This window comes from Pseudomonas sp. MUP55, assembly GCF_034043515.1.
Classification (GTDB): Bacteria; Pseudomonadota; Gammaproteobacteria; order Pseudomonadales; family Pseudomonadaceae; genus Aquipseudomonas.
In genome coordinates, this window is sequence record NZ_CP138214.1 from 582,787 (window position 1) to 607,760 (window position 24,974).

The window sequence follows — 24,974 nt, forward strand, 5'->3', positions numbered from 1 at the left end:
TTGCGGGTACTGGTAATCAAGACCTCATCCCTAGGTGACGTGATTCACGCCTTGCCGGCACTCACCGACGCGGCGCGGGCGATCCCCGGCATCCGTTTCGATTGGGTGGTGGAAGAAGGCTTCGCCGAAATCCCGACCTGGCACCCGGCGGTGGACAAGGTGATCCCGGTGGCGATTCGTCGCTGGCGCAAGAACCTCTGGCAAACCATCAAGAGCGGCGAGTGGCGGCGTTTCAAACAGGCTGTGCAGTCGACCAGGTACGACCTGGTGATCGACGCCCAGGGCCTGCTCAAAAGTGCCTGGCTGACCCGTTACGTGCGGGCGCCGGTCGCCGGGTTCGACAAGACCTCGGCGCGCGAGCCCCTGGCAGCGCGCTTCTATTCGCGACGTCTGGCCGTGGCCCGTGGGCAACATGCGGTGGAACGGTTGCGCCAACTGTTTGCCGTGGCACTGGGTTACGACCTGCCCAAAGGGCTGGGCGACTACGGCCTGAGCGTCGAGAAACTGCTGGGCCTGCCGCCGAAGAAGCCTTTTGTGCTGCTGCTGCACGGCACGACCTGGGACACCAAGCACTGGCCTGAAGTCTATTGGCGCGAACTGGCCGAACGCATGGGCCGCCTGGGCGTGGACGTGAAGCTGCCGTGGGGCAACGCCGACGAAAAAGCCCGCGCCGAGCGCCTGGTGCAAGGCTTGTCCAACGCCGAAGTGCTGCCAAAGCTGAACCTGGCCGGCGTGGCCCGTGTATTGGCCGGTGCCCGCGCCTGTGTGGCGGTGGACACCGGCCTCGGCCACCTGGCGGCTGCGCTGGATGTGCCGACCATTTCGCTGTTCGGGCCGACCAATCCGGGCCTCACCGGCGCCTATGGCAAAGGCCAGGTCCACTTGGCCAGCGACTGGCCGTGCGCGCCGTGCCTGCAGAAACACTGCACCTACCAACCCACTGCCGATGACCTGCAGCGCTTCGACGTCAAGCGCGAGTCGCCGCTGTGCTTCACGCGCCTGAATCCCGAGCGCGTCGCCAGCCGACTGAGCGCGCTGTTACTGGCTGAGGAGCAGCACTGATGCAACTGGCCTTCGTCCTCTACAAATACTTTCCCTTTGGCGGGCTGCAGCGCGACTTCATGCGCATTGCCCTGGAGTGCCAGCAGCGCGGTCATGCGATCCGTGTGTACACCCTGATCTGGGAGGGCGATATTCCGCCCGGCTTCGAAGTGCTGGTGGCGCCGGTCAAGGCGCTGGTCAACCATCGCCGCAACGAAAAGCTCTATGCCTGGATCCAGGCCGACCTGGCCAAGCGCCCGGTGGACCGCGTGGTGGGTTTCAACAAGATGCCGGGGCTGGACCTGTACTTCGCCGCCGACGGCGTGTTCGAGGACAAGGCCCAGACCCTGCGCAACCCGATGTACCGCTGGTTCGGGCGCTACAAGCACTTTGCCGAATACGAGCGCGCGGTGTTCGACAAGAACGCCAAGACCCGGATCATGGTGCTGTCCGAGCGCCAGCAGCAGCTGTTCAGTCAGTATTACGGCACCCAACCCGAGCGTTTTCACCTGCTGCCGCCGGGCATCGCCCGTGACCGGCGCGCACCGCCGAACGCCGCCGACATCCGCGCGCAGTTTCGTCGTGAATTCAGTCTGGCCGAAGATGACTTGCTGCTGGTGCAGATCGGTTCGGGCTTCAAGACCAAGGGCGTCGACCGCAGCCTCAAGGCCGTGGCCGCGCTGCCGTCGAGACTGAAGAAGCGCACCCGCCTGTTTGTAATTGGCCAGGACGACCCCAAAGTATTCCAATTGCAGAGTGCCGCGCTGGGCCTGGGCGACCAGGTGCAGTTCTTCAAGGGCCGCAACGATATCCCGCGTTTCCTGCTGGGTGCGGACCTGCTGATTCACCCTGCCTACAACGAGGCGGCCGGCATGGTGCTGGTCGAAGCGGTGGTCGCCGGCCTCCCGGTACTGGTGAGCCAGGTCTGCGGCTACGCGTTTTACATCGACAAGGCCCAGAGCGGCCGGGTGTTGGACGAACCGTTCGAGCAGGCCCAGCTCAACCAGTACCTGGTGGATATGCTTGAGGATCCACACGCGCGCGCGACCTGGAGTCGCAATGGTCTGGCCTTCGCTGAGACGGCCGACCTGTTTAGCATGCCGCAGTACGCTGCGGACCTGATTCTGGCGGAGCCAAACCGATGAAGTTGATTCTTGCCGAACCCTTCAAGACCCTCTGGGCCGGACGCGATGCGTTCGCCGAGGTCGAGAAGCTGCAAGGCCAGGTGTTCCGCGAGCTGGCCGCTCGTCGTACGTTGCGTACGGTGGTGCAGGGCGAACCCTATTTTGTGAAGATCCACCGTGGCATCGGCTGGGGCGAAATCCTCAAGAACCTGGTCACCGCCAAATTGCCGGTGCTGGGTGCGGGCCAGGAGTGGCGGGCGATCCAACGCTTGCAGGAACTGGGCGTGCCGACCATGACCGCCGTGGCCTTTGGCGAAAAAGGCAGCAACCCGGCCGACCAGCACTCGTTCATCATCACCCAAGAGCTGACCCCGATCATCAGCCTGGAAGACTTGACCCTCGATTGGGTCAAGCAACCGCCGGTGCCGGCGATCAAGCATGCCTTGACCGTCGAGTTGGCCAATACCGTCGGTACGATGCACCGTGGCGGCGTCAATCATCGCGATTGCTACCTGTGCCACTTCCTGCTGCACACCGACCGGCCGATCACGGTCGATACCCTCAAGCTGTCGGTGATCGACCTGCACCGTGCGCAGGTGCGTGCGACGATCCCGGTGCGCTGGCGCAACAAAGACCTGGCCGGGCTGTATTACTCCGCCCTGGAAATCGGCCTGACCCAGCGCGACAAGCTGCGTTTTCTCAAGCATTACTTCAAGCAGCCGCTGCGCCAGATCCTGGCGGAGCAAACCGCGCTGCTGCGCGAACTGGAACGCATGGCCGCCAAGCTCTATGCGCGCAAGCAACGCTACGGGGATGCGCTCTGATGGCGGGTTGGATTCTGGAACCTGCCTACGCCGCCCTCGCGGATGACTTTGGAAGCCTGGAAGCGGTGTTTGCCCTGCAAGGCGAGCGCCTGACCCGCGACCCGCTGTCAGAGGTGATTCGTGTGGAGCGCGGCGGGGTCAATTATTACGTCAAGCGTTATGTCGGGGCCGGCAAAGGCCTGCGCCGCTACCTGGGTAAGCCGCGGGTCAAGTCCGAGTGGCAGAACCTCAAGCGCTTTGCCAAGTGGGGCATTCCCACCGCCGAGGTCGTGGCCTGGGGCCTGCAACGCAGCGGACTGGCGTACGACCGTGGCGCGATGATCACCCGCGAACTGCCCAAGACCGAAGACCTGTCGGCCTTGGCAGAACGCAACGATCCGCGTCTCAAGGACCCCAAGTGGGTCGATGCGATCAGCCGCCAGCTGGCTGAATACACGCGCACCATGCACGATCACCGCTTCACCCATAACGACTTGAAGTGGCGCAACCTGCTGGTCGATGACCAGCGCACCCTGTATCTGATCGACTGTCCCAACGGCGATTTCTGGCGCGGTTTCTGGCTCAAGTACCGCATCACCAAAGACCTGGCCTGCCTGGACAAGGTCGCCAAATATCATCTGTCGGCCACCCAGCGCCTGCGTTTCTACCTGCAGTACCGCCAGCGCACGCACCTGACGGCGTCGGACAAACAACGAATTCGCCATGTGGTGAAGTTTTTCGAGGGACGCGAATGAGTGACTTCCTGGCGGCCGAAGACCGCGCTTTGCTTGAGCGCAACGGCCTGGCTACCTTCGATTCACTGTGGGCCAGGCAACTGGATGCAGTGGATGAGCCCAACACCAGTGGCGACGGTTGGAGCAGCGTGTATCGCCTGGAACTTGAAGGTCAGGGCTACTACCTCAAGCGCCAGAGCAACTACCTGACGCGCACCTTGCACCGGCCGTTTGGCGAACCGAGTTTCGCCCGCGAGTTTCGCAACATCAGCCTGTACCGAAAGCTGGGCATCCCGGCCTTGCAGGCGGCGTTTTTCGGTGAGCGCAAGGTCGCGGGCGAACGCCGCGCCATGCTGCTCACCCGTGCCCTGGACGGCTGGAACGACCTGGATTCACTGCTGGAACAATGGGCACAGTTGAGCGACGCCCAGCAACACGCGATCCTGATCGCCTGCGGCCAGCTTGCGCGCCATTTGCACAGCGTCGGCCAGGTGCATGGCTGCTTCTACCCCAAGCATATTTTCCTGCAGGCTCGCGGAGACGGTTATGCCGCGCAATTGATCGACCTGGAAAAGACCCGGCCGTTGCTGTTCGGCTGGCGTGACCGGGTCAAGGACCTTGAACCCCTGCTGCGCCGCGCACCACAGTGGCCGGACGCTCAGGTGCGACAGCTGTTGGCGGCTTACCTTGAGCAGCCCGAAGACAGTGCGCTGGTGTCCACCTGGCACCAGCGCCTTACGGCGCGCCGCAGCCACAAGGAGAACCGCTGATGCGTTTGTCCGAGCTGAAACAGGCCGGTCGTACACCCAACCTGCCGTTGACTCTCGACCTGGCGGATGCGGCAGGCCCGGGGCAGTTGCAACTGCTCAGCCTGCTACGGGTGTTGCCGGGGCAGCGCTACGTCGGTGCGGCAGTGTGGCGCGGGCGCCCGGTGCTGGCCAAGTTGCTGGTGGGCAGCAAGGCGGCGCGGCATTTTCAGCGTGAGCTCAGCGGTGTGCGCCTGCTGGCTGCGCAGGGCCTGACCACGCCGCTGCTGCTGGCCGACGGCTTGCAGGAAGGCGAGGGCGGCTGGCTGCTGTTCGAGTTTCTAGAGGGCGCCCAGAGCCTGGCCGACGCCTGGCTCGCCGTCGAAGGCTTGCCGCCGTTGGCCGACGAACAAACTGCCGTGCTCGCCGAAGCGCTCGGCGCGATTGCGCAGATGCATGCCAAAGGGTTGTGGCAGGAAGACCTGCACTTGGACAACCTGCTGCGCCAGGACGGCAAACTGTATTTGATCGATGGCGCCGGGATTCGGGTCGAAGTCGCGGGCAAGCCGCTGTCGCGCACTCGCGTGCTGGAAAACCTCGGGGTGTTCTTTGCCCAGTTGCCGAAAAACCTCGAGCCGTTTACCGAAGAATTGCTGGTGCACTACCTGCTGGCCAACGGCGAACACGCCTTGCCCCTGGAGGCTCTGGAAAAACAGGTGCGCAAAGTCAGCGCCTGGCGTTTGAAGGACTACCTGAACAAGGTCGGCCGCGAGTGCACGCTGTTCAGCGTAGTGCGTGGCGCCTTCGGCCTGCGCGCGATTCGTCGTGAAGAAGAGGTGGCCATGCTGCCGGTGCTGGAGCAGGCCGATGCACTGCTCGAGCAGGGCCATCTGTACAAGACCGGTGGCGCGGCGAGCGTGGCGAAGGTCGAGGTAGGCGGCCGGCCGTTGGTGATCAAGCGCTACAACATCAAGGGCTTCGCCCATTGGCTCAAGCGCTTCTGGCGCCCGAGCCGTGCCTGGCATTCCTGGCGCGAGGGCAACCGCCTGGCGTTCCTCGGCATCGCCACGCCCAAGCCGCTGGCGGTGTTGGAGAAGCGTTTTTTGTGGTTGCGCAGCCGTGCGTATTTGATCACTGAATACCTGTCGGGGCCGGACATTATCGAGCGCTTTGCGCCCTATGTTGAGCGTGGCGATGCGCCCGAGGCTGAGCTGCTGGCGCTGGACCAGTTGTTTGCCGAGTTGATTCGCGAGCGCATCAGCCATGGCGACTTCAAGGGCCACAACCTGTTCTGGAGCGAAGGCCGCTGGGCGATGATCGACCTGGACGCCATGTGCCAACACACCTCTGTCGCCAGTTTCGCTGCGGCGTATGCCAAGGACCGTGCGCGGTTCATGCGTAATTGGCCGCAAGACAGTGCGCTGTATCAACGGATTGATCAGCGCTTGCCCAAAGAGGTCAGCGCCGCCGGTTGAAGCGGGCCTTCGGCCCTATCGGGGGCAAGCTGAACTGGCCTAATGATCCCGGACACCTCTTAAGGGCGATATGATTCGCCCAATCAGGAGGTTCCGAATGCAACAGCGAAAGACCTATACCCACGAGTTCAAGCAACGTGCTGCAAGCATGGTTCTTGATGATAACTGCTCAGTTCCCGACGTCTGCGCATCGATGGACGTTGGCCCTACGGCTCTGCGCCGCTGGGTTGATCAGGTTCGTAAAGAACGTCACAAAGGGCAGCCAGTGGCAGGTACCAAGGCTATCAGCGACGAACAGCGAGAGCTTCAACAGCTACGAGCCAAGATCAAGCGCCTGGAGACTGAGGCTGAAATCTTAAAAAAGGCTACGGCTCTCTTGATGTCGGATCCCGATCGTTTTTCCTGATCGAGGAACTGAGGGAGTCGAGTTCATATCCGACCAGCCTGCTTTGCAGTGCGCTAGGCGTTTCTCGCAGCGCGTTTTATGACTGGATTAAGCGTCGCTCAGCACCGAATGCCGAGCGTGACGCGCTTAGAGCAAAAGTCGTGCAATTGCATGTCGAAAGCCGGGAAAGTGCAGGCGCACGGATGATCTCTCAGCGCCTGAAGGCCCAACAGATCAAGGCGGGAAGGTATTTAGTTGCAAAGCTCATGGCGGAGGCAAATCTGGCCAGCAAACAGCGTCGCCGCCATCAGTATCGCTCTAGAGGCGTCGAAGCATTTGTGGCCAAGAACCTGCTCGAGCGTAACTTCGAGCCAACCGCAATTAATCAGGTCTGGTGCGGCGACGTTACCAGCCTGATGGTTGGGAAACGCTGGTATCACTTGGCAGCGGTGATTGATCTGTTCGCCCGCCGAATCGTTGGCTGGGCGTTTTCTCTGATCAATGACGCCAACCTGGTTAGCAGGGCGCTGAGAATGGCGGTGGAGGTTCGAGGCAAACATGCAGGCTTGATGTTTCATTCAGATCAAGGCTGCCAATACACCAGCCAGCTCTTTCAGTCCGAGCTGCTGGAGCATGGAATAACGCAAAGCATGAGCCGCAGGGGGCAGTGCTGGGACAACGCGCCAACAGAGCGTTTCTTCGGGACGCTCAAATCAGAGTGGGTGCCCACCAAAGGCTATACGACAGTTGAAGAAGCCAAGCAGGATATGACCCGCTTTTTCATGCGATACAACCGAATCAGGCTCCACAGCTACAACAATTACCTGTCGCCAATAGCCATGGAGCAGGAGGCGGCTTGATCACCGTAACCGGTGTCCGGAAAAACTTGACCAGAACAAGCCCCCTCCCACATTTGACTGTATTTACACATCTGAAGGTGTGAACACCTCCAGTGTGGGAGGGGGCTTGCCCCCGATGGCGGTGGGTCAATGACAGATGCATGGCTGACACACCCTCATCGGGGGCAAGCCCTCCCACATTAGAACTGATACTGCGCTCCGGCCCCCGCATACCACGACCGCCCCGGCGCCGCTTCGTAGTAGCGACCATTGCCGTCCCCCACGATCACCGAACCGACGTACTGGCGGTCCAGCAGGTTGTCCAGGCGCAAGGTCTGGTGGAAGGTCCAGTGCTCTACCTTCTGCTCGAACCGCGCACGCCAGTTGAATACGCTGTAGCCCGGCGCAGCCTGTTGGCGGTTGGTGTCTTCGACGTAGACTTTGCTGCGGTACATACCTTCGATGGCGGTACTGACCCAGTCGCGCGGTTTCCAGTTCAGCTCGGTAAACAGCGTGGTTTGCGGGACGCCGGGCAGGTAGTTGCCCTTGTCGATGGTGTTCGCGCCACTGGCAAAATCGCTGTCGTAGGTGGCTTGCAGGCGGGTGTAGGCGAGGCTGGTACTCCAGTGCTCGCTGAGCTGGCTTTCCAGGCCCAGTTCGAAGCCGCGACGCAAGGTGCGGCCGGCGTTCTGGTAGCTGGTGCGGCCGCCGATGGATTGCTGCACCACCAGTTCGTCATCGGTGGTGATCTGGAACACGGCGGCGTTGACGCGGGTATTGTCCAACTGAGCCTTCAAGCCGATTTCGTATTGGGTGCTTTCAGACGGCTTCAAGCCGAAGTTGAAGCCCTCGACGTTACCCGGTGCATAGGCCAGCTCGGCCTGGGTGGGCGTTTCGAAGCCTTTGCCTGCACTGATGTAACCGTGCAGGTCGGGCGTGAACGCATACATCACGCTCATTGACGGGGTGTTTTTCTGGTAGGTCTTGTTGCCGCTGGCGTCGCCATTGCTCAGGAATTGATCGTCGACGTCCATCTGCATGGTGCTGTGTCGGATGCCGGCTTGCAGGGTCCAGCGATCCAATGCCCAGTTGGCCTGAATGTACGGGTCAAGGCTGCGAGCGGTGTCGATTTCGTCGCGGCGTAACTCGCCCTTTACCCCCAGGGTGTTGCCGCTGTAGTTCTGATAGCCGTGGCGGCTGTCTTCGCTTTGGTCGAAATCCAGGCCGGTGATGATCATCAACTCGCCCGGTGCGCTGTCGATCGGCTGCATCCAGCGCACGCTGCCGCCGTAGAACTTGCGGTCGAATTGCACCACGCCACCGCCACGTTCATTCGCGGGGGTGCCTTTGGGGATCGACAAGTACTGAATCACGCTGCGGCGCCCGGTGTAGGCGTTGACCTGCAAGGTCGCCCCGCCAAAATAGCGTTCGTAATTCATGCCCAGTTGCTGATGATCGATGCTTTTACGCGTGTTGTAGGTCAGCGCGTTGGTGCTCACCGAACGTGGGTCAGCCTTGTACGCCGCCCAGGTCTGGCCGAGCGGATCCTGCGTGCCATTCTGCTCCAGGCTGCTGTAGATCAGCGCCAGTTTGCTGTCGTCATCCGGTTCGAGGTTGAGTTTGGCGAAGGTCTGGTCGCGGCGTGCGCTGCTGTGGTCGCGGTAGCCGTCGGTGTCCATGCGCGAGGCGTCGAGCACGAAGCCGGCACCGTTGGCCGCGCCTTCGGCGCTGAGGTGGTTTTTGTTCAGGCCGTCGCTGCCGACCAGGGTTTCGGCACCGATGCGTGGCGCGCCTTCGCCGTCGCGGGAGAACATCTGGATCACCCCGCCGGCGTTGCTGCCGTAGAGCGTCGCCGCCGGGCCGCGCAGTACTTCGATGCGTTCGGCGGTGTCCAGGTTGAACGTCGCCGCCTGGCCCTGACCGTCCGGGGTGCTGGCGGGAATGCCGTCGGCAATCAGCTTGATGCCACGCACGCCGAAGGCTGAGCGGGCGCCGAAGCCACGGGAGGAAATCTGCAGGTCCTGCGCGTAGTTCTGACGGTTCTGCACCACCAGGCCGGGCACGCGGGACAGGGCTTCGGAGGCATTGATGCCGAGCTGGCCGTCGCTGATCTGTTCACGGCTGATGCCGTCCACCGAGTAGGGCAGGTCAAAGCTGGGGCTGGCGCTGCGCGAGCCGGTGACCACGCTGGGGTCGAGGATCAGCGGTTTGTCGTCGGCCAGGGCGGTATGGGCCAAGCCCAGGAGCAGGGCGAGGCAAGCGGGGGTAGAGGCGTTCATGAAAAGGTCAGGTCCGTGGCGCCACGCAAGTCAGTTGCGCGGGTGCAAATACGCGCAAGTTTAACGATTCACCCGCGCAATTGCCGAGTTCCTTGCCGTTGGGCTGAATGGGAGGTTTCCTACGCTAGGCAGCGGCTGTGGAAACCTGAGTCGGCGTGCGCTGTGGTGCTAGCTTTCGATCCTCTCAATCAGAAAGAAGAAGCAAATATGCGGACCCTTATCGTGCGGTTATCGGTGTTGCTGGGAATAGCTTTGTTGATGGGCGGCTGCGGTACCACGACCACCGTGCTGCGGGGTGATGAAGTCACGGTTCGAGAACTCAGGGGCAAGAAAACCTATTGCCAGTCTGTTTCACGGATCTACAGCGGCGTGGCGTATGACTTGTGTGTGCTGCATGGGCCGCCCAATTCCGCAGGCGGTCTTTCGCTGAACGGCATCCCGTGGGCCATTCTCGACATACCCGTCTCCGGTGTCCTGGATACGCTCGTCCTGCCCTACACCCTCTACCGGCAAAGCGCCGACGGTAGTCTTGAGCTTCGCTAGCCCTTGTCGCTAACAGCTTCCCACTGCTTTTAAGCTATAATCCCGCCCTTTAGCTGTTTCCCGCCCGGGCGGGAAGCACACTTTTTTCAGGCGCGACCCGCCTGCATGCAGACTAAAAGAGGCTAGACCCCAGTGGCATTGACGATTCTTGGCCTGTCCGGCGCCCTTAGCCATGATCCTTCCGCGGCCCTGTACATCGACGGCAAGCTGATTGCGGCCGCCGAAGAAGAGCGCTTCGTACGCGACAAACATGCAAAGAACCGCATGCCTTACGAGTCGGCGAAGTTCTGCCTGGAGCAAGCCGGCATCAAGCCGTCCGACGTTGACGTGGTGGCGATTCCGTTCGCTCCGATCAGCCTGTTCGGCGAAGCGCGCTGGCACTATGCAAAGCGTTACTGGTACGCCCCGGACCGCGCCCTCGACGCGATCCTGATGGGCAACCGCCGCTACAAGCGCTATCGCAACAAGATCGTCTGGTGCCTGGAGCAACTGGGCTTCGATCCGAAGAAAATCAAGATCGAACCGGTTGAACACCACCTGGCCCACGCCTCCAGTGCCTACCACTGCTCAGGCTTCCAGGAAAAAACCGCGATCCTGGGCATCGACGGCAAAGGTGAGTACGCCACCACGTTCTTCGGTTACGGCGAAAACGGCAAGATCCACAAGATCAAGGAATTCTACGATCCGGACTCCCTGGGCGGCCTGTACGGCGCGATCACCGAGTTCCTCGGTTTCGAGATGCTCGACGGTGAGTTCAAGGTCATGGGCATGGCGCCTTATGGCGATGCCAGCAAGTACGATTTTTCGCGCCTGGCCTCCTTTGAAAACGGCGAGTTGGTGATCAACACCGATTACGCCAACGTCATCGGCCTGCGTCGCTACAAGGAAAAGGGCAAGGGTTTCTACTTCTCGCCAAAACTGATCGAGTGGCTGGGCCCCAAGCGCGAAGGCGACATTGCCGACGAGCCGTACATCCACTACGCGGCCAGCATGCAGGCCCTGTTCGAGAAACTGGCCTTGCAGATGATCGACCATTACCTGGGCGACATCCTCAAGGACACCGGCAAGCTGGCCTTCGCCGGCGGCTGTGCGCTGAACGTCAAGCTGAACCAGAAGATCATTGCTCGCGATGACGTGAAAGAGCTGTTCGTGCAGCCTGCGTCCGGCGATGCCGGCACTGCCGTGGGTGCGGCCGCCTATGTTTCCCACGCCCGTGGTGTGCCGGTGGAGAAGATGGAGCACGTCTATCTCGGCCCGTCCTACAGCAACGAAGACGTCATCGCAGCGTGCGCCAAACACGAGAGCAAGCCGAACTGGCGCAAGATCGAAAACATGCCCAAGCGCATCGCCAGGATCATGGTCGACGGCAACCCCGTGGCCTGGTTCCAGGGCCGCATGGAGTTTGGCCCGCGTGCCCTGGGCGGCCGTTCGATCATCGGTTGCCCCAGCGCCACCGGCGTGGCCGACCGTATCAACCACCAGATCAAGTTCCGCGAGCGCTGGAGGCCTTTCTGCCCGTCGATGCTCGACACTGTGGCCCCGCAGATGATCAAGGTCGATCACCCGGCGCCGTTCATGACCTTCACCTTTGAAGTGTCGGAGGAGTGGAAGACCCGCGTGCCGGAGGTGGTGCATGAAGACGGTACCTCCCGTGCCCAGGTGCTCAAGCGCGAATACAACCCGCGCTACTACGACATGATGAAAGAGCTGGAAGTCCTGACCGGTAATGGCGTGTCCCTGAACACTTCGCTCAACCGTCGTGGCGAGGCGATGATCTGTTCGCCGACCGACGCGCTGAACATGTTCTTCGGCTCCGACCTGCAGTACCTGATCATGGAAGACATCCTGGTGGTCAAGGATGGCGTGGACCCCTATGACGCCGTGGTTTAAATGCTGAACCGCTTGCGGGGCTGGCGTGAACGCGGCTGGACGCCTGTCGAGGCCGAGGTTTACGCCCAGGCCTGGCAGCGTTATGGCGGCAGTGTGGCGACCCATCCGCAGGTCATCGAGCGGTTGGCCGGCCTGGCGCAGCTTCCGGTGCGCTACCTGGGGTGGGAACAGGATGGCGAACTCAAGGGGGCGATTGCCACCTGGGGGCGCGACCTGGCCCTGTCCAAGGACGTGCTCAAGCGCACCGGCAAGAAGGGCCTGTTTGACCTGGGCAATGCCGAGATCATCCTGCCGATCGCCGCCGATGCGCAGGTGCCGCTGCGCCACCGTGGGCGTTACCTGTCGGCGCTGAACGAAGGGCGCGTCAGCACCCTCAAGCCCCAGGCCGAGCAACTGGCCATGGCGCGCACCCCTGAAGAACTGTCGAAGAAGTTTCGCTACAACCAGCGGCGTGAATTGCGTTTGCTGGAAGAAGCGGGGGGCGTGGTGCGGGCGGTCAGCGAATTTTCCAGCGTGGAACTGGCGGCGATCTATTGCGACCTGTTCCAGCGCCGCTGGGGATTTCCGGCCGCTGGGGCGGCGCGCCTGGCCGAGGTGCTGGAGCTGCTCAAGGAGTTCCTGTTCGGCTCGGTGCTGTTTCTCAATGACGCCCCGATTGCCGTGCAGTTGGTGTACCAGGTGCAGTCCCGCGACTGGTTCAGCGCCGAGTATGTCAACGGCGGTGTCGACCCTGAAACCCGCGCGTTCAGCCCCGGCAGCGTGTTGAGTTTTCTCAATACCCAGAGTGCCTGGGAGCAGGCGCGCGCGGCCGACAAGTCGCTGCGCTTTTCCTTCGGCCGTGCCGACCGCGAATACAAGGAGCGCTGGTGCAACCCGGTGCCGGTGTTCAGCGTATGAGCCGCAAACAGCAGTTGCTCAAGCGCCATCGGCGCAACAAGCGCATCGCCTTGCTGATTGGTCTGCTGGTGCTGGTCGCCAGCGGCGTGCTGGTGGCCTGGTGGCTGGCGTTGGTCCTGGCGGTGCTGCTGTGGGCGGCCCATGAGGCCTGGTTTGCCGATCACCTGTTCTACTCGGCCAAAGACAGCTACGCCTATGCGTTTCCCGAAGGCAGCGAACGGCCTGGCTTGCGCTTGGAGGCCGGACGGCTGCTGCTGGATGCGCCGCTGGCGGCCGATGAAACGCTGATCGTCGGCGTCGAGTTGAAAAGCACCTGGCTGGGGCGCTTCCTCGACCCGGCGCTGGAGGTGCTGGGCCTGGACGCACCAGACCGACAGGCCTTCGAGCGGGGTGTCGCCGGGCGGCGCTACCTCAACCTGACCGGCGCCGCTGAAGCCTTGGCTGCGGGCCAAATCAGGTTGCGTGGGCGGTTCTGCCGGATCAAGGGGCAGCCGACGCTGTGGCGTTGGCGCCATCCGGACTATCGCCAGCAGCGCGTCATGGTGATCGCCCCTCACGCCGACGATGCCGAGCTGGCCGCGTTCAGCCTTTACAGCCAGGCGACGCAAAGCTGGATTGTGACCCTGACCGCTGGCGAAATCGAAGCCGAGCATTATCAACGCATGGGCTTGCCCAAGGCTGAGGCGGCGCAGCTCAAAGGCCGCCTGCGTGCCTGGGACAGCGTTGCCGTGCCGCGTTGGGCCGGTGTGCCCGAATCCCAGTGTGTGCAGTTGGGTTATTTCTGCATGCAGTTGCAGGCCATGCAGGCCGCGCCGGATCAGCCTCAGGCCTCGCGTGAAGCGGACTTGGCCGATACGCGACTGTTCCGTCAATTCAACGGCTTCGCGTTGCCGGGGGATGTGGACGGCGCGCCGACCTGGCACAACCTGATTGCCGACCTGCGCGCCTTGCTGCTCAAGGCGCAGCCGCAGGTGATCGTGTTGCCCACGCCGCTGCTCGACCCCCACGCCGACCACATCTGCGCCCATGCAGCGGTGCTTGAAGCGCTGCAGGGCCTGGCGTGGCAGCCCGACACATTGCTCGGCTATGCCAATCACCTGCATGATAACGACCGCTGGCCGATGGGCGATTCCGGGGCCGGGGTGGCGCTGCCGCCGCGTTTCGATTCGGCCGTAGCGCTGGTTCCGTGCAGTTTTAGCCTCACCCTGCGCCAGCAACAGGACAAGGCCATGGCTCTGGGCATGATGCACGACCTGCAGCCGCGAGCGCCGTTCAAGCGTCGCGTGCGCAGGTGGTTGCAACAGGTGCTGGCGGGCCGTCGCCCATCGCCTTATGGCGAGAACGAATTCTTTCGCAAGGCCGTGCGTCGTCACGAGCTGTTGTGGGTCCTTAAGCAGGACTGAGACCCTATCGAAGGCGGGCCGGCATGGGCCTGTCGCTCCTTTTTTGCCGGGCCGCGCGCCCGTAGCCAGATCGCTGCATGGAGAGTTATGAAGCCGCGTTTCAAGGTTTTGCAGTTACAGCCGGACTACAACGTCAAGACCCATGACTTCGCCGACCTGGGTGAGCAGATCGTCAAATCCCTGCCGGTTGAGCGTTTCGAGGTGACTTCCGGTTTTCTCAGTGGGCGTCCGCAGCCTGGCCAGCCGTTGAGCGTGGCCGAGCACTCGCACTATTTCGAGTTGCCGGAAAAGTCCCTCAAGGGCATCCGCTTTGGCGCCATGTGGCAGATCTACAAGTATTGCCGCGAGCAGAAATTCGACGTGGTCATCTGTAACCGCTTCAAGTCGGTGAACATGATGCTGTCGCTCAATCGCTGGCTGAAGATTCCGCTGTGCATCGGCATCTCCCATGGTTTCGGCGAGTACGCCCGTGGGTACCGCCGGCGCCAGACAAGGCGCTGGGTCAGCCCGGCCTGGCGTTTTGTCGGCGTGTCGGAGGCGGTGAAGGACTACCTGGTAGACCTCAACTGCGGCTTCACCCGTGAGAACACCACCTACGTGACCAACGCGATTGATATTCCTCAAGCCGAGGCGTTGCAGCTGTCCCGCGAGGACGCCCGCAAAGCCCTGGGCCTGCCGATGGACGCACGGATGATCGGTGCCCTGGGCCGTCTGGTGCCGATCAAGGGCCACACCCATTTGCTGCAGGCCTTCGCCACCCTCAAGGACAAATACCCCGAGGCACAAGTGGGCATCATTGGTTCCGGGCGTGCCGAAGCCGACCTGCGTGCCGACATCGAGCGCCTGGGCCTGACCGGCCGTGCGCATCTGCTGGGCTTTCGCGAAGACGGCATGAAGTATGTGCGCGGCTTTGACATCTGGACCATGCCTTCGCTGTTCGAAGGCCTGGGCCTTGCGCTGCTGGAAGGCATGAGCGGCCACTTGCCGGTGATCGCGTCCAACGGCCCGGCGATGCTGCCGTTGGTGCAGGGCGCTGGCGGCTTGTCCCACGACCCAGGCAATGTCGAGCAGTTGGCCGAGGCGCTGGATACCTATCTGGCGCTGAGCGATGAGCAATTGCGCGCCAAGGGTGAAGAGGTGTTCCGCTATCTGGAAGCCAACCACACGCTTGATGAGTTCAAGCACAAGTACCTGACCCTGATTGAAAACGGTTTGCGTGAAGTAGGTAGAGCATGAATCAGCAACAACCCCTGGTCTCGGTGATCATCGCTTCCTATAACCACGCCCGGTACATCGAGCAGAGCATCCTGAGTGTGTTGGGGCAGACCTACCCCAACATCGAGCTGCTGGTGGTGGACGATGGGTCCAAGGATGACAGCGTCGAGCGCATCCGGCGTTTGCAGGCCGAGCACGGTTTTGATTTCCAGGTGCAGCAGAACCAGGGCCTCAGCGCCACCCTCAATGGTGCGATCGCTCGCGCCAAGGGCAGCCTGATCGCGCCGTTCGGCTCGGATGACATCATGCTGCCGGACCGTATCGCCACTCAGGTGGCGTACATGGACGGCAAGCCGAAGGTGGGGATGTGCGCCGGCAACATCGAGCTGATCGATGGCGATGGCAACCTTCATCCGGAGAAGAAGCAACGCCGTGATGTGCCGTTTCGCAGCCTCGATTTCGACGACATGTTCATGGACCGAAAGCCGTTCCCACCGGCGCCCACCATGCTGATTCGCCGTGAAGTGCTGGAGGAAGTCGGCGGTTTCGACCCGCAGATTCCCCTGGAAGACCTGCTGATCCAGCTGAAGATCACAGCGGCAGGCTACACCATCGACGCCCTTGACGTGGTGATGGCGCAGTATCGGCAGCACGGCAGCAACACCTACAAGAACCACCGCTACATGATCCAGAACATTCTCAAGACCTACGCCAAGTTCAGCGACCACCCGGCCTATGACGCGGTGCGCTACAACTTCCTGAACTCGATGTTCTTGAAGACCGCCCAGCGTGACCGGCCGCTGGCGCGGGAGATTCTCAAGCAGATCCCGCTGAAGTTCTGGGGCCGCAAGACCTTGCGTGGCCTGATGCGGCTTTACCTTTTGCCGCTGAAAAGCTGAAACGGCGCGACCCCTGTAGGAGCGAGCTTGCTCGCGAAAAACTCAAGGACACCGCGGGCAGTCTGAATGCCCGCGTTATCGTTGACGAGCTTCGCGAGCAAGCTCGCTCCTACAGGTGCTTATTTCCCGGTGGCCAGGCTTTGTACCTGCTCGCGGATCTTCGCGGTGGCCGTTGGGCTGGCAACCGTTGCGTAGCCTTTTACCAACTGCTCGAAGTGGGTTTCGAACAGCCAGTTGCGGTCCTGCGGGTAACGTTGCATGTGGCGCAGATTACGCTGGCGCAACGCGTAGCGCAGGGGCGACGGATAAATGCGCAGATCAGCGACGTCAATCAGGCCGAACTCGCCGTCGTCCATCAGCAACACGTTGCCCAGGTGCAGCGATCGAAAGTACACACCCCGCTCATGCAGTTGCGCCATGAACCGACCAAAACGCTCGACCAGCGATTCACGCAGGCTGCTGTCCAGGCTTTGCAGGGCCTGGCGCAGGGTCAGGCCGGGCAGGGGCGTGTAGGCCACGGCGCTGCTGGTATCGGGCAAACGGTAGAGCGCCAGGATGTGTGGCGTGGGGATGCCCAGGGTACGCAGTTGCTCGCTGTTGCTGGCAAAGCGCTCGGCATACGGGTTGAAGCTGCCGGAGGTGTACCAACGGCGTGGGCGGAACAGCTTGAGAAAGCTGCCGTCTTGCAGGCGCAGGACTTTTGGCCCCAGGCCATCGGCTTCAATCACATGGGCATTGCTGCATAGCTGGTCGAACGCCTGAGGCTTGATCGATTGCACAGGCATGCGCAGCAGGCTGCGGTGGCGCTGGGCAATGGTCAGGCCGGTGATGATTGCCAGTGGGATCCACAGCAGGAACCAGTGCTCCTTGGGCCGCGACAGGATGCCACCGCCTTCGGTAAGGCCGGCGCCGATGCCGTAGGCCAGCAGGGACGATGCCAGGATAAACAGCGGCTGTGCGCGTTGCTGCAAACTCTTGTACAGCGCCCAGCCGATCATGAATATCCAGGGAATGAAGCCGATGATGCCGACGTAATAGAGCACGCCAAGGGCGAAGCTGTGGGGTTCGCGCAGTTGATAACCATCAGCCAGTGTCAGGTACAGCTCGGAGTCATAGCTATGGCCGATCCAGGGATGCTCGGCGATAAGTTGCAGCGACATGCTCCACAACTCCAGACGGAACGAGCTGCCACGCATGATGATCGATTCGGGATAGAACAGAACCAGCACCGCAGCCCCCACGACCGCACCGGCGATAAGCAGCACCGAACGACGGTTGCGGTTGATGAAAGCCATCCACAGAATCGCCAGCATCAACGCCACCAGCGGCGTGCGTGAACCGGTTGCCAGAACCGCCATGGTCATGACCGCCAAGGCCGGTACGCTGAACCACAGCACCTTCAGGCGCTGGGTCGTCATGCACACGTACAGCCAGTACACGGTGAAAAAACCAAACAGGTGAGAACTGAGCAGGGGATTATCGAGGGCGCCAAGGCCACCGATCATGCGCATGCCGGGTTGGTATCCCTTGGCGAACGCCACCAGATTCCCCACGCACACCGCCAGCGCGATCACCGCGGCGCTGAAGAAGATCGGCTTGAACAGCTCGTTGCGGTAATGCAGCAGCAGCCCGCAGCCGCCGAACAGCATCAAGGTATTGAGTGGGCGTTTGAACAGGTCGGTATCGGTGCTGTGCTCGGGGCTCCAGAGCAGACTGGTCAAGGCCCAGGCGGAGAAGGCCACGAACGCGAGAACGATAGGCTCGCGCAGCAGGTCCCTGAGTTCCCTGGGGCGCATGCACAACAGGAACAAGGTCGGCACGCTGAACAGAATGTAAAAGACCCGGTGCAGTACATTACGGTTGCCGACGAAGAACAGTGCACTCAAGAGCAACAGCAAGCCAACAGGCAAAATCCATAGGACCAGGAAGTCGAAAACGCGATTTGAGCCATAGGTAAGGCGCTTGGAGTGCATACAATAAAGCCATTCCGAAAAGAGAAAGCCGACCATCTTAAGGTAGTGGCTATGTAATGTCGCCCGTCTGATCCAACCGGGCTGCGGGTTACACCGCGTGCAAGTACAACAGAGAAGCTGTGCTAAAGTCAGCCTCCTTTTTCAAAACGCCGCGTGATATGACCGACTCCAGTCCGAGCGCAAGCCCTTCGAGCTTGAAAATATACTTCCGTCTGCTCAGTTACGTTAAGCCTTATATGGGCTTGTTCGCGCTGAGTATCCTCGGATTTCTGATTTTCGCGTCGACCCAGCCCATGCTGGGTTACATCCTCAAATACTTCGTCGACGGCCTTTCCAATCCGGAAGCCGTGCTGTTCCCGACCGTGCCTTTCCTGCGCGACCTGCAATTGCTGCAAGCGGTGCCGCTGCTGATCATTCTGATCGCGGCCTGGCAGGGCCTGGGCTCATTTCTGGGTAACTATCTGCTGGCCAAGGTCTCCCTGGGTCTGGTTCACGATTTGCGCGTGCAGCTGTTCAACAATCTGCTGACGTTGCCTAACCGGTACTTCGACAACCACAACTCCGGTCACCTGATTTCGCGCATCACCTTCAACGTGACCATGGTCACGGGCGCGGCGACCGATGCCATCAAGGTGGTGATCCGCGAAGGCATGACGGTGATCTTCCTGTTCGCCTCGCTGCTGTTCATGAACTGGCGCCTGACGCTGGTCATGATCGCCATCCTGCCGTTGATCGCGGTCATGGTCAGCACGGCGAGCAAGAAATTCCGCAAGCAGAGCAAGAAGATCCAGGTGGCCATGGGCGACGTGACCCACGTTGCCTCGGAAACCATCCAGGGCTATCGCGTGGTGCGTAGCTTTGGTGGCGAGGTCTATGAAGAGAAGCGTTTTCTCAAGGCCAGCCAGAGCAATACCAACAAGCAACTGCGCATGACCCGCACCGGGGCCATCTACACCCCGGCGCTGCAGCTGGTGATCTACTCCGCGATGGCGGTGCTGATGTTCCTGGTTCTTTACCTGCGCGGCGATGCGTCGGCCGGTGACATGGTGGCCTACATCACCCTGGCCGGTTTGTTGCCCAAGCCGATCCGCCAGCTGTCCGAAGTCAGCTCGACCATCCAGAAAGGTGTGGCCGGTGCAGAAAGCATCTTCGAACAGCTGGACGAAGAAGTGGAGGTCGACCACGGCACCCTCGAGCGTGAAAAGGTCAGCGGTCGCCTGGACGTGCGCAACCTGAACTTCACCTACCCTGGCACCGAGCGCCACGTGCTCAAGGACATCAGCTTTACCGCCGAGCCTGGGCAGATGATCGCCCTGGTGGGGCGTTCGGGCAGTGGCAAGTCGACCCTGGCCAGCCTGATCCCGCGGTTCTATCACCATGAAAGCGGTGAGATTCTGCTCGATGGTGTCGAGATCGAAGACTACAAGCTGCTCAACCTGCGCAAGCACATTGCCCAGGTCACCCAGCACGTGACCCTGTTCAGCGACACCGTGACCAACAACATCGCCTACGGTGACCTCGCTGGCGCGCCACGTGAAGACGTGGAGGCCGCAGCGGCGGATGCCAACGCCAAGGACTTCATCGACCAGTTGCCCAAGGGCTTCGATACCCAGGTGGGCGAAAACGGCGTGCTGTTGTCCGGTGGCCAGCGTCAGCGCCTGGCGATTGCCCGTGCCTTGCTCAAGAATGCGCCGCTGTTGATTCTCGACGAGGCCACCTCGGCCCTCGACACCGAATCCGAGCGGCATATTCAGGCCGCACTCGACAAGGTCATGCAGGGCCGTACCACGCTGGTGATCGCGCACCGCTTGTCCACCATCGAGAAGGCCGACCTGATCCTGGTGATGGACGATGGGCGCATCGTCGAGCGTGGCACCCACGGCGAACTGTTGGCGCAGAACGGCTATTACGCCCGCCTGCATGCCATGGGCCTGGATGCACCGGTAACGGCCGATATCACCTGATCTGAGTTACACACAGCACCACTGTGGGAGGGGGCTTGCCCCCGATAGCGAAGTGTCAGCCTGCACAAATGCCAGCTGACCCACCGCCATCGGGGGCAAGCCCCCTCCCACATTTGCTCTGTGGTGGGCGCAAGCCATCGCAAACCCTGTGCTAATATCGCGCCCCTGTTCATTTTGTATGTGGGTTGCTCCATGAAGTTGTCCATGCCGCGATTCAATCAAGCCCCTGTCTTGGTGGTCGGCGATGTCATGCTCGACCGTTACTGGCATGGTGGTACCTCACGGATTTCCCCTGAGGCGCCGGTGCCGGTGGTCAAGGTCGAGCAAATCGAAGACCGTCCGGGTGGCGCTGCCAACGTTGCGCTCAATATCGCCGCGCTCGGCGCCCCGGCCTCCCTGGTGGGTGTGACCGGTGACGACGAGGCGGCCGACAGCCTGGCCAACAGCCTGCGCGGCGCTGGCGTGCGTGCATTGTTCCAGCGCATCGCTCATCAGCCGACCATCGTCAAGCTGCGGGTCATGAGCCGTCACCAGCAATTGCTGCGTATCGATTTTGAAGAACCCTTTGCCACCGATGCCTTGGCCCTGAGTGGCCAGGTCGACGAGTTGCTCGAAGGCATCAAGGTGCTGGTGTTGTCCGACTACGGCAAGGGCGCCCTGAAGAATCACCAGATGCTGATTCAGGCCGCCAAGGCGCGGAACATTCCGGTGCTGGCCGATCCGAAGGGCAAGGACTTCTCGATTTATCGGGGCGCCAGCCTGATCACGCCAAACCTCAGCGAGTTCGAAGCCGTTGTCGGTGGTTGCGCCGACGAGCACGAGCTGGTGAGCAAGGGCGCGGCGCTGATGGCCGATCTCGAGCTCGGTGCGCTGCTGGTGACCCGTGGCGAGCACGGCATGACCCTGCTGCGTCCGGACCACCCGGCGATGCACCTGCCGGCCCGTGCCCGGGAAGTGTTCGACGTCACCGGCGCCGGTGATACGGTGATTTCCACCCTGGCCGCGTCCATCGCAGCCGGCGAGGAACTGCCCCATGCGGTGGCGCTGGCCAACCTGGCAGCGGGCATCGTGGTTGGCAAGCTGGGTACCGCTGCCATCAGCGCACCCGAGTTGCGTCGCGCCATCCAGCGCTCCGAAGGTTCGGAACGTGGCGTATTGGGGCTCGAGCAATTGCTGCTGGCGATCGATGACGCGCGTGCCCACAACGAGAGCATCGTGTTCACCAACGGCTGCTTCGACATCCTGCACGCCGGCCACGTGACTTACCTTGAGCAAGCGAGCGCCCAGGGCGACCGCCTGATCGTTGCGGTCAACGATGATGCTTCCGTCAACCGCTTGAAAGGCCCGGGTCGCCCGATCAACAGCGTCGACCGGCGCATGGCGGTACTCGCCGGCCTGGGTGCGGTGGACTGGGTGATCAGCTTCTCGGAAGGGACCCCGGAAAACCTGTTGGCCCAGGTCAAGCCGGACGTGCTGGTCAAGGGCGGTGATTATTCCGTCGACCAGGTAGTGGGTGCCGACATCGTCAGCGCCTACGGCGGCACGGTCAAAGTGCTGGGGCTGGTGGAAAACAGCTCGACCACCGCAATCGTCGAAAAAATCCGCAATAACGAGTAAACCCTGTGGCCGCTGGGCTCGCGCCTAGCGGCTGGTTTTCCTCGGCACGATCTTGCGCAGCATCTGCTGCGCCCTGCCGGTCAGGCGCTTGAGCTTCGACTCTTTTTCCGGCTCTGCCAGGCCTTGCTGGCGCAGCCAGTCCTTCCAGCGAATCCGCTCATCGCGCACCAGCCAGCCCTCCTGCTGGGCGAAGCTTTCGGCCAGGTACAAGCCGCGCGTGCTCGCCGGGTACAGTTGGTCCTTCTTGACGGTGTACAGTTCGGCGAGCGGTTCGCCGTCCTTGAGCGGCATCAGGTACAGGTCCGGACGCTGGCGATCCAGGCGTGCGACCAGTTGATCGCCTTCCAGGCGTTCATCCACATGGAACAGGCTCAGAGACTTGGCTTCCTTCGGCACTTCCAGGCGCAAGTCGTAAATCAGCTGCAGTGATGCCGTGGGCAGGTGCACATAGGCCCGTGGCCGCTCGATCAGCTGCGTGGTCGCGCAACGCACCGGGCGCGCGGCGCCGGACAGCGGGCTCAGGCGAAACGGCAATGCTTCGCGGTAATGCAGCGCGGCGGAGTAGGGCGCCGGCAGCCACGTGTCGTTGAAGCGCCCGCCGAGCCAGCCTTCGGGGGTTTCCAGCAGGCACTCTTCGGCAATTTCCTGGATGGCGGTGTGCAGCGGCAGGTTCAGTTCATGGGCCGGGACGTAGCCGGAGATCAGCTTGAGCACCACATCGCCGCGATCCTGGCGACGCTGGCGCACCAGCACCCAGTAATCCTTGTTTTGCCAGTGCAGCGTCAGTCGCACCGAGACCCCCAGGTTCGCCAGTTCCAGGGCGAAGCGCTCGGCGTCCGGCACCTCAACCGGCTTGCGCCGTTGCAGGGTCTGGGCGAAGTTGAGCGGCATGCCGACGCTCTGGTAGCTCAGGCCTTCGGGGGTGGCTTCGACGTGCAGCGGCAGTGTCTTGAAGTTGCTGGGGTTCTTTCTTATGAGCGTACGCGGCATGTCGGCTCCTTTTTGCGACGGGGTCGGCCGCGTGGGGCGGCATCAGAGTTGACGAATGACCCGGGCAGCGGTTGCCACGTTATGGGCCAGGTGCAGCGGATTAATGGTCCCGACAATAGCACTGGCGACGCCCGTTTGCGCAAACAACAGCATGAAACTCGCCTGAATTGGATCCATTCCAGGTTCCAGGCAAACATGGCCGCTGGCCAGGGCTTTTTTCACCAGGATGCCCTTGCCATGGGCCGCCGCATAATCAATGACGGCTTTTTCGGCCTGTTCGTTCAGATTGTAGGTGACCATCGCGCAATCACCTCGCTCCAGCGCCTTCACCCCGCCTTCGACGGTCTTGCCGGAAAAGCCGAAACCGCGGACCTTGCCCTCTTTCTTCAGCGCCTCCAGGGTGTGGTACACCTCGCAGTCGTTGAGGATATGCAGGTCGTTGCCATCGGAGTGCACCAGCACCAGGTCGATAAAATCCGTTTCAAGTCGTTTCAGGCTGCGCTCGATCGACAGGCGCGTATGGGCGGCGCTGAAATCGTGGCGGGACACGCCGTCTTCGAACTCCTCACCGACCTTGCTGACGATCACCCAGTCCTTGCGCTGGCCACGCAACAGCGGCCCCAGGCGCTCTTCACTGCGACCGTAGGCGGGTGCGGTGTCGATCAGGTTGATGCCCAACTGGCGCGCCTGGCGCAGCAGCATGCGCGCCTCGTCGTCATCCGGAATCTTGAAGCCGCTGGGGTATTTCACCCCTTGGTCGCGGCCCAGCTTGACGGTGCCCAGGCCCAGTGGCGACACCAGCAGGCCGGTGCTGCCCAGCGGGCGATGCAGGTCGTGCAGGGTGGGCAGGCTCATGGCAACAGTTGCTCCCAGGCGGGTTGGCCGATAGCCGGTTTGGGCAAGTCGGGCAGCGGCTCGCTGACGCTTGGGCGGATGCCATCGCGTTCCAGGCTGTTGATCACGCGGTCGGCAAAATCGGGCGCCAGAGCCAGCTTGGTCGGCCAACCCACCAACAGGCGACCCTGTTCGGCAAGGAAAGCATTGTCGGGACGGGTCAGGCCCGATTGCAGCGGCTCGGCGCGGCTGACGCGCAGGGTGGCCCACTGGGTCTGGCTCATGTCGATCCACGGCAACAGCTGAGCCAGCTCTTTCTGGGCGGTGGCGATCTGCTCTTGCGGCGTGCGTGCCACGCCATCGGATTCGGCGATATCGCCGCCGATGTACCACACCCAGTTACCGTCGGCGGCCGGGTGGGTGGTCACGGTCAGACGCGGCTTGGTGCCGCCGCCCAGGCAGTGGGCATACAACGGCTTCAGCCCCGGCCCCTTGGCGAGGATCATGTGCAGCGGACGGGTTTGCATGGCTGGCTGGCTCAAGCCCAATGCCGCCAGCAGATCCGCCGTGCCGGCGCCGGCACTCAATACGATGCGCTGGGCGCGGATTTCGCGACCATCGACCTTCAAGCCCACCAGCGTCTCGCCTTCGCGCAGCGGTTCGATGTGTTGGCCCGCGAGCAAACCGTCACCGGCCAGGTGCGCCAGGCGTTCAATCAGGCTTGGCACGTCCACCACCAGTTCCGCCAAGCGATAGACCTTGCCCTTGAAGCGGCGGTCCTGCAGCGCTGGCGGCAGTTCATCGCCCTTGACCTGGTCAACGCGACCGCGCACGGCCTTACTGGCGAAAAAGCTGGTGAGATTGCCCGCGAGGGTGCCAGGTGACCACAGGTAATGGGCTTCAGAGAGCAGGCGCACACCGGACAGGTCGAGCTCGCCTTGACCGGCCAGGGCTTCTCGCCAGCGGCGCGGCATGTCGGCAATGGCTTCGGAGGCGCCGGTGAGGGCGCCATGCAGGGCGTACTTCGCGCCGCCGTGGATGATCCCCTGGGACTTCACGCTTTGACCGCCGCCCAAGGTTGCGCTTTCCACCAGCACCGTGGAAAACCCCTGGCGGCGCAGGCGCGCATTGAGCCAGAGGCCGGCAACCCCGGCGCCGACAATCAGAACGTCGGTGGAAATAGGCATGCGCGCGGGACCTCTGGCGTAGAAAAAAGGGGGGCTAGTATAGCGCGCAGTGGCAAGTTTCAAGCTGCAAGCGGCAAGTTAGAAGCAAACCGCATCGTTTTTCTTGCCGCTTGCCGCTTGCCGCTTGCCGCTTGCT

The 24,974-nt window shown here is 62.1% G+C and carries 21 protein-coding genes; 16 read left to right on the forward strand and 5 right to left on the reverse strand.

Annotated elements, in window-relative coordinates; all coding sequences use genetic code 11:
• The 8 genes from waaC to SC318_RS02470 all read left to right on the forward strand — a co-directional run bounded on the left by waaC (nt 1) and on the right by SC318_RS02470 (nt 7,168).
• Complete coding sequence (gene waaC / locus SC318_RS02435; protein ID WP_320429502.1) at nt 1–1,062, forward strand: lipopolysaccharide heptosyltransferase I; 1,062 nt, start codon at nt 1–3, stop codon at nt 1,060–1,062.
• Complete coding sequence (locus SC318_RS02440) at nt 1,062–2,186, forward strand: glycosyltransferase family 4 protein (RefSeq protein ID WP_320429503.1); 1,125 nt, start codon at nt 1,062–1,064, stop codon at nt 2,184–2,186. Before waaC ends, SC318_RS02440 begins: the two co-directional genes overlap by 1 nt.
• Nucleotides 2,183–2,989: a lipopolysaccharide core heptose(I) kinase RfaP gene (gene rfaP, locus SC318_RS02445; protein ID WP_320429504.1), complete on the forward strand. Its 807-nt coding sequence runs from the start codon at nt 2,183–2,185 to the stop codon at nt 2,987–2,989. Before SC318_RS02440 ends, rfaP begins: the two co-directional genes overlap by 4 nt.
• Nucleotides 2,989–3,723, forward strand: coding sequence for a lipopolysaccharide kinase InaA family protein (locus SC318_RS02450; protein ID WP_320429505.1), 735 nt, complete (start codon nt 2,989–2,991; stop codon nt 3,721–3,723). The genes rfaP and SC318_RS02450 overlap by 1 nt, the downstream gene beginning before the upstream one ends.
• On the forward strand, nt 3,720–4,472 hold the full coding sequence (locus tag SC318_RS02455; RefSeq protein WP_320429506.1) for a lipopolysaccharide kinase InaA family protein: 753 nt from the start codon (nt 3,720–3,722) through the stop codon (nt 4,470–4,472). The genes SC318_RS02450 and SC318_RS02455 overlap by 4 nt, the downstream gene beginning before the upstream one ends.
• Nucleotides 4,472–5,923 (forward strand): lipopolysaccharide kinase InaA family protein, encoded by a 1,452-nt coding sequence (locus SC318_RS02460; RefSeq protein WP_320429507.1) that lies wholly within the window; start codon nt 4,472–4,474, stop codon nt 5,921–5,923. Before SC318_RS02455 ends, SC318_RS02460 begins: the two co-directional genes overlap by 1 nt.
• Nucleotides 5,924–6,020: 97 nt before the next feature.
• Nucleotides 6,021–6,329, forward strand: a complete 309-nt coding sequence (locus SC318_RS02465; protein ID WP_320427350.1) for a transposase — start codon at nt 6,021–6,023, stop codon at nt 6,327–6,329.
• 8 nt (nt 6,330–6,337) lie between these two features.
• Nucleotides 6,338–7,168: an IS3 family transposase gene (locus SC318_RS02470; protein ID WP_320431180.1), complete on the forward strand. Its 831-nt coding sequence runs from the start codon at nt 6,338–6,340 to the stop codon at nt 7,166–7,168.
• A gap of 179 nt (nt 7,169–7,347) precedes the next feature.
• Here SC318_RS02470 and SC318_RS02475 read toward each other — a convergent pair whose 3' ends face one another.
• Nucleotides 7,348–9,426: a TonB-dependent receptor family protein gene (locus SC318_RS02475; RefSeq protein ID WP_320429508.1), complete on the reverse strand. Its 2,079-nt coding sequence runs from the start codon at nt 9,424–9,426 to the stop codon at nt 7,348–7,350.
• Nucleotides 9,427–9,633: 207 nt separating this feature from the next.
• Here SC318_RS02475 and SC318_RS02480 point away from each other — a divergent pair, with 207 nt between their 5' ends.
• From SC318_RS02480 to SC318_RS02505, 6 genes are all read left to right on the forward strand, one after another.
• Nucleotides 9,634–9,969, forward strand: a complete 336-nt coding sequence (locus SC318_RS02480; RefSeq protein ID WP_320429509.1) for a YceK/YidQ family lipoprotein — start codon at nt 9,634–9,636, stop codon at nt 9,967–9,969.
• Nucleotides 9,970–10,101: 132 nt separating this feature from the next.
• Nucleotides 10,102–11,859 (forward strand): carbamoyltransferase family protein, encoded by a 1,758-nt coding sequence (locus tag SC318_RS02485; RefSeq protein ID WP_150053979.1) that lies wholly within the window; start codon nt 10,102–10,104, stop codon nt 11,857–11,859.
• Nucleotides 11,860–12,756, forward strand: coding sequence for a GNAT family N-acetyltransferase (locus SC318_RS02490; protein ID WP_320429510.1), 897 nt, complete (start codon nt 11,860–11,862; stop codon nt 12,754–12,756).
• The gene (locus tag SC318_RS02495) at nt 12,753–14,159 is read left to right on the forward strand and encodes a PIG-L deacetylase family protein (RefSeq protein WP_320429511.1); all 1,407 of its coding nucleotides are present in this window, start codon (nt 12,753–12,755) and stop codon (nt 14,157–14,159) included. Before SC318_RS02490 ends, SC318_RS02495 begins: the two co-directional genes overlap by 4 nt.
• A gap of 87 nt (nt 14,160–14,246) precedes the next feature.
• Complete coding sequence (locus tag SC318_RS02500; RefSeq protein ID WP_320429512.1) at nt 14,247–15,395, forward strand: glycosyltransferase family 4 protein; 1,149 nt, start codon at nt 14,247–14,249, stop codon at nt 15,393–15,395.
• On the forward strand, nt 15,392–16,273 hold the full coding sequence (locus SC318_RS02505) for a glycosyltransferase (protein WP_320429513.1): 882 nt from the start codon (nt 15,392–15,394) through the stop codon (nt 16,271–16,273). The genes SC318_RS02500 and SC318_RS02505 overlap by 4 nt, the downstream gene beginning before the upstream one ends.
• Nucleotides 16,274–16,392: 119 nt before the next feature.
• Here the strand turns inward: SC318_RS02505 and SC318_RS02515 are convergent, their stop codons facing one another.
• Nucleotides 16,393–18,246, reverse strand: coding sequence for an O-antigen ligase family protein (locus SC318_RS02515; protein WP_320429514.1), 1,854 nt, complete (start codon nt 18,244–18,246; stop codon nt 16,393–16,395).
• Nucleotides 18,247–18,404: 158 nt separating this feature from the next.
• On the opposite strand from SC318_RS02515, the gene msbA reads away from it, so the two are divergent.
• Nucleotides 18,405–20,210, forward strand: coding sequence for a lipid A export permease/ATP-binding protein MsbA (msbA, locus tag SC318_RS02520; RefSeq protein ID WP_320429515.1), 1,806 nt, complete (start codon nt 18,405–18,407; stop codon nt 20,208–20,210).
• Between the two features lie 192 nt (nt 20,211–20,402).
• Nucleotides 20,403–21,827, forward strand: coding sequence for a bifunctional D-glycero-beta-D-manno-heptose-7-phosphate kinase/D-glycero-beta-D-manno-heptose 1-phosphate adenylyltransferase HldE (gene hldE / locus SC318_RS02525; protein WP_320429516.1), 1,425 nt, complete (start codon nt 20,403–20,405; stop codon nt 21,825–21,827).
• A 24-nt stretch (nt 21,828–21,851) separates the two neighbouring features.
• Here the strand turns inward: hldE and SC318_RS02530 are convergent, their stop codons facing one another.
• From SC318_RS02530 to SC318_RS02540, 3 genes are read right to left on the reverse strand one after another with little or no spacing between them, the layout of a single operon-like run.
• Nucleotides 21,852–22,817, reverse strand: coding sequence for a metal ABC transporter ATPase (locus SC318_RS02530; RefSeq protein ID WP_320429517.1), 966 nt, complete (start codon nt 22,815–22,817; stop codon nt 21,852–21,854).
• A gap of 42 nt (nt 22,818–22,859) precedes the next feature.
• On the reverse strand, nt 22,860–23,672 hold the full coding sequence (locus SC318_RS02535) for an aldo/keto reductase (RefSeq protein WP_320429518.1): 813 nt from the start codon (nt 23,670–23,672) through the stop codon (nt 22,860–22,862).
• Nucleotides 23,669–24,838, reverse strand: a complete 1,170-nt coding sequence (locus tag SC318_RS02540; RefSeq protein ID WP_320429519.1) for an NAD(P)/FAD-dependent oxidoreductase — start codon at nt 24,836–24,838, stop codon at nt 23,669–23,671. Before SC318_RS02540 ends, SC318_RS02535 begins: the two co-directional genes overlap by 4 nt.
• Nucleotides 24,839–24,974: the final 136 nt, after the last annotated feature.

What these genes read in the sequence shown, in the direction of transcription:
- SC318_RS02440 (WP_320429503.1), top strand. Translation starts at nt 1,062, where the DNA reads ATGCAACTGGCCTTCGTCCTCTACAAATACTTTCCCTTTGGCGGGCTG.
- rfaP (WP_320429504.1), top strand. Translation starts at nt 2,183, where the DNA reads ATGAAGTTGATTCTTGCCGAACCCTTCAAGACCCTCTGGGCCGGACGC.
- SC318_RS02450 (WP_320429505.1), top strand. Translation starts at nt 2,989, where the DNA reads ATGGCGGGTTGGATTCTGGAACCTGCCTACGCCGCCCTCGCGGATGAC.
- SC318_RS02455 (WP_320429506.1), top strand. Translation starts at nt 3,720, where the DNA reads ATGAGTGACTTCCTGGCGGCCGAAGACCGCGCTTTGCTTGAGCGCAAC.
- SC318_RS02460 (WP_320429507.1), top strand. Translation starts at nt 4,472, where the DNA reads ATGCGTTTGTCCGAGCTGAAACAGGCCGGTCGTACACCCAACCTGCCG.
- SC318_RS02465 (WP_320427350.1), top strand. Translation starts at nt 6,021, where the DNA reads ATGCAACAGCGAAAGACCTATACCCACGAGTTCAAGCAACGTGCTGCA.
- SC318_RS02475 (WP_320429508.1), bottom strand. Translation starts at nt 9,426, where the DNA reads ATGAACGCCTCTACCCCCGCTTGCCTCGCCCTGCTCCTGGGCTTGGCC.
- SC318_RS02480 (WP_320429509.1), top strand. Translation starts at nt 9,634, where the DNA reads ATGCGGACCCTTATCGTGCGGTTATCGGTGTTGCTGGGAATAGCTTTG.
- SC318_RS02490 (WP_320429510.1), top strand. Translation starts at nt 11,860, where the DNA reads ATGCTGAACCGCTTGCGGGGCTGGCGTGAACGCGGCTGGACGCCTGTC.
- SC318_RS02495 (WP_320429511.1), top strand. Translation starts at nt 12,753, where the DNA reads ATGAGCCGCAAACAGCAGTTGCTCAAGCGCCATCGGCGCAACAAGCGC.
- SC318_RS02500 (WP_320429512.1), top strand. Translation starts at nt 14,247, where the DNA reads ATGAAGCCGCGTTTCAAGGTTTTGCAGTTACAGCCGGACTACAACGTC.
- SC318_RS02505 (WP_320429513.1), top strand. Translation starts at nt 15,392, where the DNA reads ATGAATCAGCAACAACCCCTGGTCTCGGTGATCATCGCTTCCTATAAC.
- SC318_RS02515 (WP_320429514.1), bottom strand. Translation starts at nt 18,246, where the DNA reads ATGCACTCCAAGCGCCTTACCTATGGCTCAAATCGCGTTTTCGACTTC.
- msbA (WP_320429515.1), top strand. Translation starts at nt 18,405, where the DNA reads ATGACCGACTCCAGTCCGAGCGCAAGCCCTTCGAGCTTGAAAATATAC.
- hldE (WP_320429516.1), top strand. Translation starts at nt 20,403, where the DNA reads ATGAAGTTGTCCATGCCGCGATTCAATCAAGCCCCTGTCTTGGTGGTC.
- SC318_RS02530 (WP_320429517.1), bottom strand. Translation starts at nt 22,817, where the DNA reads ATGCCGCGTACGCTCATAAGAAAGAACCCCAGCAACTTCAAGACACTG.
- SC318_RS02535 (WP_320429518.1), bottom strand. Translation starts at nt 23,672, where the DNA reads ATGAGCCTGCCCACCCTGCACGACCTGCATCGCCCGCTGGGCAGCACC.
- SC318_RS02540 (WP_320429519.1), bottom strand. Translation starts at nt 24,838, where the DNA reads ATGCCTATTTCCACCGACGTTCTGATTGTCGGCGCCGGGGTTGCCGGC.